A 6,303-nucleotide genomic window follows, 5' to 3' on the forward strand; every position below is an offset into this window, starting at 1 on the left:
AAAATGGAGCATGACATTCGCGCACCAGTCAGCGGCACAGTGAGTAGGCTCAACTATAGCCAAGAAGCACTTGTGGATGCAGGACAGCCCCTGCTTGAGATCGAGCCAGATGAGGTTGAGAGCAACGCTTGACCGTCAGAGTCAACTTTGGGTAGTAAAGCAAACGCCAGGCATAAGGAGCGCAGCCATGAGCAGTAACGACGCAGGCCCCAAGTGGATTGAACGGACCGTCGCGGAAAACGTGGCCTTAGTGAGAATTAACAGACCGGAAAGCCTAAACGCACTGAACAGCGTCGTTCTGCGCGAGTTGAGTGAGGTTTTCAGTCAAGTTGCCGCTAACCAGACGGTCCGGGCAGTGGTTCTCACTGGCGAGGGAAAGGCCTTCGTGGCTGGCGCCGACATAGCCGAACTGAAGAGTCTGTCGCCGGAGCAAGCACGGGCATTTGCGGCTTTTGGCCAGCAGCTTTTCCGCAAGATCGAGACGATGGACACCCCAGTAATTGCCGCCGTCAACGGCTTTGCTCTCGGCGGCGGCTGCGAGTTAGCGATGGCCTGCGATGTTCGCATCGCCTCGGATCGAGCCAAGTTCGGGCAACCTGAGGTCAACCTGGGGCTCATTCCCGGCTTCGCCGGCACCCAGCGCCTTCCCCGGTTGGTTGGACCAGGGCGGGCCAAACTGCTCATACTTTCAGGAGAGCTCATCGACGCGCAGACCGCTCTGGATATCGGCTTAGTGGACAAAGTCGTCCCGCATGATGAGCTGCTCTCTGTGGCGATGGATTTGGCGCGTACCATCGCCAGCAAGGGCCCGCTGGCTGTACGGTGGGCAAAACGGGTCATCACCAGAGGCGTGGATCTCGACCTGGACGCAGGGAGCAGCCTGGAGAATGAGGCGTTCATGCAAACTTTTCTCACCGGCGAAGCCTACGAAGGGCTTGCCGCTTTTCTTGAGAAGCGGGCGCCGGTGTGGAAGCAAAGCTGACCCGGCACGCCTCTTGGCCTCTTGTGCAGGCGATTCGCCCCCAAGAAGGTAAGAATCTGTTAGCCGCCAAATCGGACGAGTTTTCTCGGCTTGCCGAGCCAGAAGCCCGGCCACGGCCACGACCCCACCCGCAGGCTAAACGCAACGTCCGGCTCCACCCTACCCCTCTGCCCGGACTGTCGTGTTTGTTACTCGGCAGGGGCGAAGATGAAGACTGTGACTGTCTTGTCGTTCCCCCCCATGTTGATGCTCATGCCATACCGGCGCCCTGAGCGAAGTTTCACTTGGCACTGCCCGGCGTTGTTGGTCAGTTGACGCCAGAGATCTACCACCTGTCGTACGCCCGTACCCCCGGTGTAGTGGCCAAAGCCGATGAGCCCCCCGGTGGTGTTGCAGGCAACGGTGCCGCCGAGGCGCGTTTCGCCGCCGGCGACGAAGTCAGGCGCTTCCCCTGGTCCCACGAATCCCGCGGCCTCCAGGGAAAGGAGGCCGCTGATGGTGAAGCAGTCATGGACTTCACACACACCGATGTCGCTGGCCTGGAGCCCGGCCATCCTATAGGCCTTTTCAACGGCAGCCCGGGTGGTGGTCAGTTCTGTCAACTCTGGCGGCGCAGCGGTGATGTCGTTCTCAGCCACACCCATGCCAAGCAGTCGCACGGCCTGCGCGCGCGGGATGCCCAGTCGGGCCAAACCTTCCTCGGAGGCGAGCACAATGGCCGAGGCACCATCGGAGACTTTGGAACAGTCGTAGATGTTTAGGTTGGGCAGGAAAGCTTTGGGATTGGGAGGGGTCATGCCCAGAGCGAAAAGGTCTTCGGCTCGGTTGTGGTACTCCTGGGCCTTCGGCTCGCGCCGCGCATTCTCGACGGCCTGCGCATACCACATGGCCATGGCTCGCCTGGTGCGTTCTTGCCCGAAGCGGGCAAAGTAGGCGGCGGCGCGTTCGTCGAACTTTGCCGGAAAGAAGAACGCATGCCCCGCCTTTCGCTCGCCCGCATAGTGGGCTGCCCCGGCCAGGATGTCCGACCCGTACACCGCCTTGACCGTGTTCTGTACCTCGACACCGATCACCAAGACAACCTCGGCAGTCTCCGCCAAGATGCTCTTGATACCGGTGTACACCGCCAAGCCTCCCGAGGCGCACGCTCCTTCGGTGCGCGTACACGGCTTGAAACGCAGCGCTTCGTCAACCGCGGGCAGGAAAGCCGCCAAGTGCCCCTGGCGGCAGAAGCGGGCTGCCATGAAGTTACCAATAACTGCCTCATCGATGAACTCGGCTGAGCCAATCTGTTGGATGGCCCCGCGCCCGGCCTCCAGGATATAGTGCTCAATGCCCGGACGTGGCTTTTTGGGATGGAATTCGTTTCGACCGGGTCCCATCGAGATCGTGTTGTATCCAGCTGTTGCGAACACCGCCCTCCTGAGCTTGTTCATGCCTCCCTCCTTTTGTCGCCTGGGCATCGCTTTCTTGTGAAGCGTCAGCCTTGTTACCTCGCCACTGGCCATCGACTAGTTGTCTTACCCGGTTCTCGCAATTCGCCCCACCTCGACGGTCGGAGCTCTCTCGAGACAGGCGCCACCATTGCCCTGAAGCTCCGCGAGCCCCGTCCGCAGATGGCACTTCTTCGCCGGCCCACCTCACGCTGTGGCTCTCGCCGCCGCTCATGTGCCTCAATGCGAGCCTCACACGAAGTCGTTGATTGGACCGTACAGGTGGTAGAAACCGTTCATCAAGACGCCGTTCACGTCGTCAGCGCAATTAGCCACACCGGTGTTCACGAGCATCTGCCCCACCGCCTTCGAATGACGGAGGTACTTCTCTGCAAGTTGCGCGCCCAAGGTACCGGAGGCAAACAGCGCGGCGAAGAACTGGCGCAGGTATTCCTCCCTCTTCGGGGCGCCGAGGAGCTCCTTCCACGGCCGGTAGCCCTCGGGGTAAGGACCAAGTCTTGCGTCCAATTCACCTGTCCATCCCTTTGGGTCAAAGGCGCGGTATTCGCCCCTCTCCAAGTCGAAGATGGCCACTGGTCGTCCTTTCTCGTACTTCATGATGCCATCCTTCTGGCTACCGTCGCTGCGCTGGCCGCCGATAATGCCAAGCTGGAAGAACCGATCGATAAGGTCGCTCTGTAGCTCCTCGCCCTCAATATGCTCATTCATTACCTTGAGCAGGTAGTAGAACACGTCCACGCCCACATAGTCAATCAGCTGAAAAATCCCCATGGGCCGGAGTAGAAGGTCTTGCGTCACCTTGTTCATCAGGTACATACCACCTGCCAGCGTAAACTCCCTACCCAGGCGTTCAGCTTCTTGGCAGGCATAGAGGCCGTCGCGCGAAAAATGGCCGTTGCCAATGAAACCGGCAATGTCATTGGCCGGAAAGAGCTTTTTCCCCAGCCGTGCCCCGAGCTCGGCGGCCACCTCTGGCAGTTCCGGAACGACGCCGGCCGGGCTGATTACCTCGACCAGCTTCTGCACCACGGGAGGATTGTAGAAGTGATAGCCGATCAGCCGCCCGCCCAGACCAGCCTCCCGGTCCAGAAGGCCGATGGGAATTGACGAGGTGTTGGTGAAAAAGAATGTGTCCTCCGCGCACAACTCGCGGAGCGAGCGTAGCAGTCCCACCTTCGTGGTCTTGTCCTCGATGACGGCCTCAAAGACCATGTGCGCCCGCTTGGCGGCTGCCAGTTCTGTGCCTGGCCACAAAATGCCAAGGGCAGTTTCCACAAACTCTCCGATCACCTCATAGTTTTCCACGAGGTCTTCGCGGTCAGCGTAGAGCTCGCGGACAGCAACGATCGACTTTTCCGCCGCCTTGGTTGCCTGCGCCTTCACGTAGGCGCGCAGGCCGTCCAGTGCGGCCTCGTTGACATCGATGCAGTGCAGCTGGTAGACCTTGTGGCGGTTTTCCCTCTTAGCGCGCAGCTTGGCCATCTCTATCGCCAGCAGCGCCACGATACCAGTCCCCATCTTGCCTGCCGCACCGATCACGGCAACGTTCTGCAACCTTTCGTCGAGCGTCATGCCGGCTTCCTCCCGATTGCTCACAAGGCAGTTCTATGACGGCCTCGAATCAGTGTCTGCCGCCTGCACCACAGGGACAAACCGGTATTTGTCACCTGCTCTCTCTATGTGCCCAGCGCGGACCGCACAGTCGTGCTCAAGGCAAACCAGCCAATTTCTTTCAATGGCGCGTTGGTAAAGTTCACGCCGCTTGTCCATGACGGCCACCGGATATAGGTCAAAGCCCATAGTGTAGGCGATGGGCAGGTGAGACACCGCGGGGAGAATGCCGCCCAAGTAGGCCGCCACCTCCCCTTTGGACTCGATAAGCACAATCTGATGGCACCGCGTATGTCCGCCGGTTACCTCGACCCGCACGCCTTCTACGATGCGCGAAGAGCCCGTAACAAACTGCACGAGGCCTGCTGCAGCGAGCGGTACAAAATCGGCGGCCACGTAGGCGGCACGCGCACGTTCGTTTGGGTGGAGAGCATCTTCCCACTCCCCTCTCTGGAAAAAGTGCCGCGCATTGGGGAATACAGGTACGGCGTTTCCGTGGGCATCCATTGCAGTGCACGCCCCCACATGGTCGAAGTGGAGGTGCGTCGCCACGACGATGTCGATCTCCTCGACTCTGTATCCATAGGCCGTCAGCGACTCCTGCAGTGACGGGGTCCGCTCAATCCGGTAGATCGAGCGCAGCCGCTCGTCCCACTTGTCTCCCAGACCTGGGTCGATGAGAACCAGATGCTCGCGCGTCCGCACGAGAAGAGGGTTGATACTCAGGCGCACGCGATTGTTTTCGTCGGCGTACACCAGTTTTTGCCACAGTACCTTCGGGACAACGCCAAAATAGCCTCCCCCGTCGAGCCAAAAGGCACCATCCCTGAGAAAGCACAGTTCGAACTCACCGACCAGGTAGCGCATTGTCTCTCCCTGTGACAGGATGAGTGGGCCTGGCCGCCGGCCGCAAAGGCAACGGATACCTCAGCGACTTCGCTTACAGTGCCTCCAAGAGCAACTCGCTTACCGCCTTCACCTGCAAGGGCAGATTGAGCACCTTTGCGGCATCCTCGAACATTCGCAGACAATAAGGGCAGGCGATGGCAAGGGTGTCTGCCCCGGTGCGCGCGGCCTGTAACAGCCGCGCATTGGTGACGCGTTCCTCCACTGGCCAATCCAGCCAGAGACCACCGCCACCCCCACCACAACAGATGCTCTGATCGCGGGAAAAGTTCTCCATTTCCACCAAGCGCAGTCCGGGAATGCTCCGCAAGACCAGGCGTGGTTCCTCATAAATGCCCTGCTTACGCCCCAGGAGACAAGGGTCATGGTAGGTCACAAGCCTGGGCAGTGGCTTTTGGGGCACAATTCTCCCCTCGCGCATGAGATGGGCGAACAGCTGCGTTTCGTGCACCACCTCAAGGCCACGTTCCCACTCGGCATAGTCCCCCGAAAATGCTGCCAGGCAGTGAGGCGAGGTGACGACAATACGCCTTACCCCTGCCGCACGAAAGGCGGCAATGTTGGCCTTGGCCAGCTCCAAAAAGAGTTTTTCTGCGCCAACCTTACGCAGGCTTTCGCCGCAACATGCCTCATGCTGGCCAAGGATGCCGAAGGAAATGCCGGCCCGCCGGAGGATGCTGGCAGTGGCTCTCGCCATGGACTGCGCGCGTTGATCGTATGCAGGCAGGCAACATGAGAAATACAACCATTCCATTTCGGAGGAAAAGGTGGGTATATCGAGCCCCTGCGCCCACTGGTCCCTTCGTTCTCGCGGTTCGCCAAGAGGGTTGCCACTGCTTCGCACCTTGCTCACCGCGGCCTTTATCTCCTGGGGCACGCTCCCAAAGTCGCTCAATACGCGCCGCACGGCACGCAGCACCACTGGCATGTCCAAACCCCGTGGGCAGGTCTTCCGACATGCCTCGCAACCGAGGCAACGGAAGATGTCCACTACCTCTGCAGCCAGTTCTTCCTTGTTCTCGGTGGCAGTGACGGACCCCAGCTTTACCGCTTGCGGATAGCGATAGACTGGGTAGTTGGTTACCCGAACCGCAAACCAGGGACAAGCGCTCATGCACTTGCCGCACTGATAGCACTTGTAAACGTCCTGCCCACCTTGCTCCAGGATGGCCTCGCGAATCTCCGGAATCGGAACGATAGGTCTTGGCATGCGTTCTAAGGCTCCATACGCGGCTCTACTGCCGGCTATTCAGCCTGTGCCGCCTTCAACGCGGCCGTCAACGCAGGCAGCACCTTGAACAGGTCATCGACGACACCAAAATCCGCCACGCCGAAAATTGGCGCATTCGG

Annotated in this window: 7 protein-coding genes; 2 read left to right on the plus strand and 5 right to left on the minus strand. The window is 60.0% G+C overall.

Going from position 1 to position 6,303, the window contains the following annotated elements; all coding sequences use genetic code 11:
- Both H5U38_11670 and H5U38_11675 read left to right on the plus strand, forming a co-directional pair.
- Positions 1–132 (plus strand): biotin/lipoyl-binding protein (locus H5U38_11670; protein ID MBC7187681.1); only part of this gene is annotated, 132 nt, incomplete at its 5' end.
- 55 nt (positions 133–187) lie between these two features.
- Positions 188–982 (plus strand): enoyl-CoA hydratase/isomerase family protein, encoded by a 795-nt coding sequence (locus H5U38_11675; GenBank protein MBC7187682.1) that lies wholly within the window; start codon positions 188–190, stop codon positions 980–982.
- A 188-nt stretch (positions 983–1,170) separates the two neighbouring features.
- Here H5U38_11675 and H5U38_11680 read toward each other — a convergent pair whose 3' ends face one another.
- The 5 genes from H5U38_11680 to H5U38_11700 form a co-directional block, all read right to left on the minus strand.
- Positions 1,171–2,418 (minus strand): 3-ketoacyl-CoA thiolase, encoded by a 1,248-nt coding sequence (locus H5U38_11680; protein MBC7187683.1) that lies wholly within the window; start codon positions 2,416–2,418, stop codon positions 1,171–1,173.
- A 249-nt stretch (positions 2,419–2,667) separates the two neighbouring features.
- A complete protein-coding gene (locus H5U38_11685) occupies positions 2,668–4,008 on the minus strand; it encodes a 3-hydroxyacyl-CoA dehydrogenase family protein (protein MBC7187684.1) in 1,341 nt (446 codons plus the stop codon).
- A gap of 33 nt (positions 4,009–4,041) precedes the next feature.
- Positions 4,042–4,914, minus strand: a complete 873-nt coding sequence (locus H5U38_11690) for an MBL fold metallo-hydrolase (protein ID MBC7187685.1) — start codon at positions 4,912–4,914, stop codon at positions 4,042–4,044.
- A gap of 73 nt (positions 4,915–4,987) precedes the next feature.
- Positions 4,988–6,163 (minus strand): (Fe-S)-binding protein, encoded by a 1,176-nt coding sequence (locus tag H5U38_11695; GenBank protein ID MBC7187686.1) that lies wholly within the window; start codon positions 6,161–6,163, stop codon positions 4,988–4,990.
- 35 nt (positions 6,164–6,198) lie between these two features.
- Positions 6,199–6,303, minus strand: a 105-nt coding sequence (locus H5U38_11700; protein MBC7187687.1) for an electron transfer flavoprotein subunit alpha/FixB family protein, incomplete at its 5' end; no start/stop codon positions are given.

The organism is Calditrichota bacterium, assembly GCA_014359355.1.
Lineage (GTDB): Bacteria > Zhuqueibacterota > Zhuqueibacteria > JANLFK01 > Oleimicrobiaceae > Oleimicrobium.

Bases quoted from the DNA above. Each gene is read 5' to 3' on its own strand.
- H5U38_11695 (MBC7187686.1), bottom strand. From the start codon at position 6,163: ATGCCAAGACCTATCGTTCCGATTCCGGAGATTCGCGAGGCCATCCTG.
- H5U38_11675 (MBC7187682.1), top strand. From the start codon at position 188: ATGAGCAGTAACGACGCAGGCCCCAAGTGGATTGAACGGACCGTCGCG.
- H5U38_11690 (MBC7187685.1), bottom strand. From the start codon at position 4,914: ATGCGCTACCTGGTCGGTGAGTTCGAACTGTGCTTTCTCAGGGATGGT.
- H5U38_11680 (MBC7187683.1), bottom strand. From the start codon at position 2,418: ATGAACAAGCTCAGGAGGGCGGTGTTCGCAACAGCTGGATACAACACG.
- H5U38_11685 (MBC7187684.1), bottom strand. From the start codon at position 4,008: ATGACGCTCGACGAAAGGTTGCAGAACGTTGCCGTGATCGGTGCGGCA.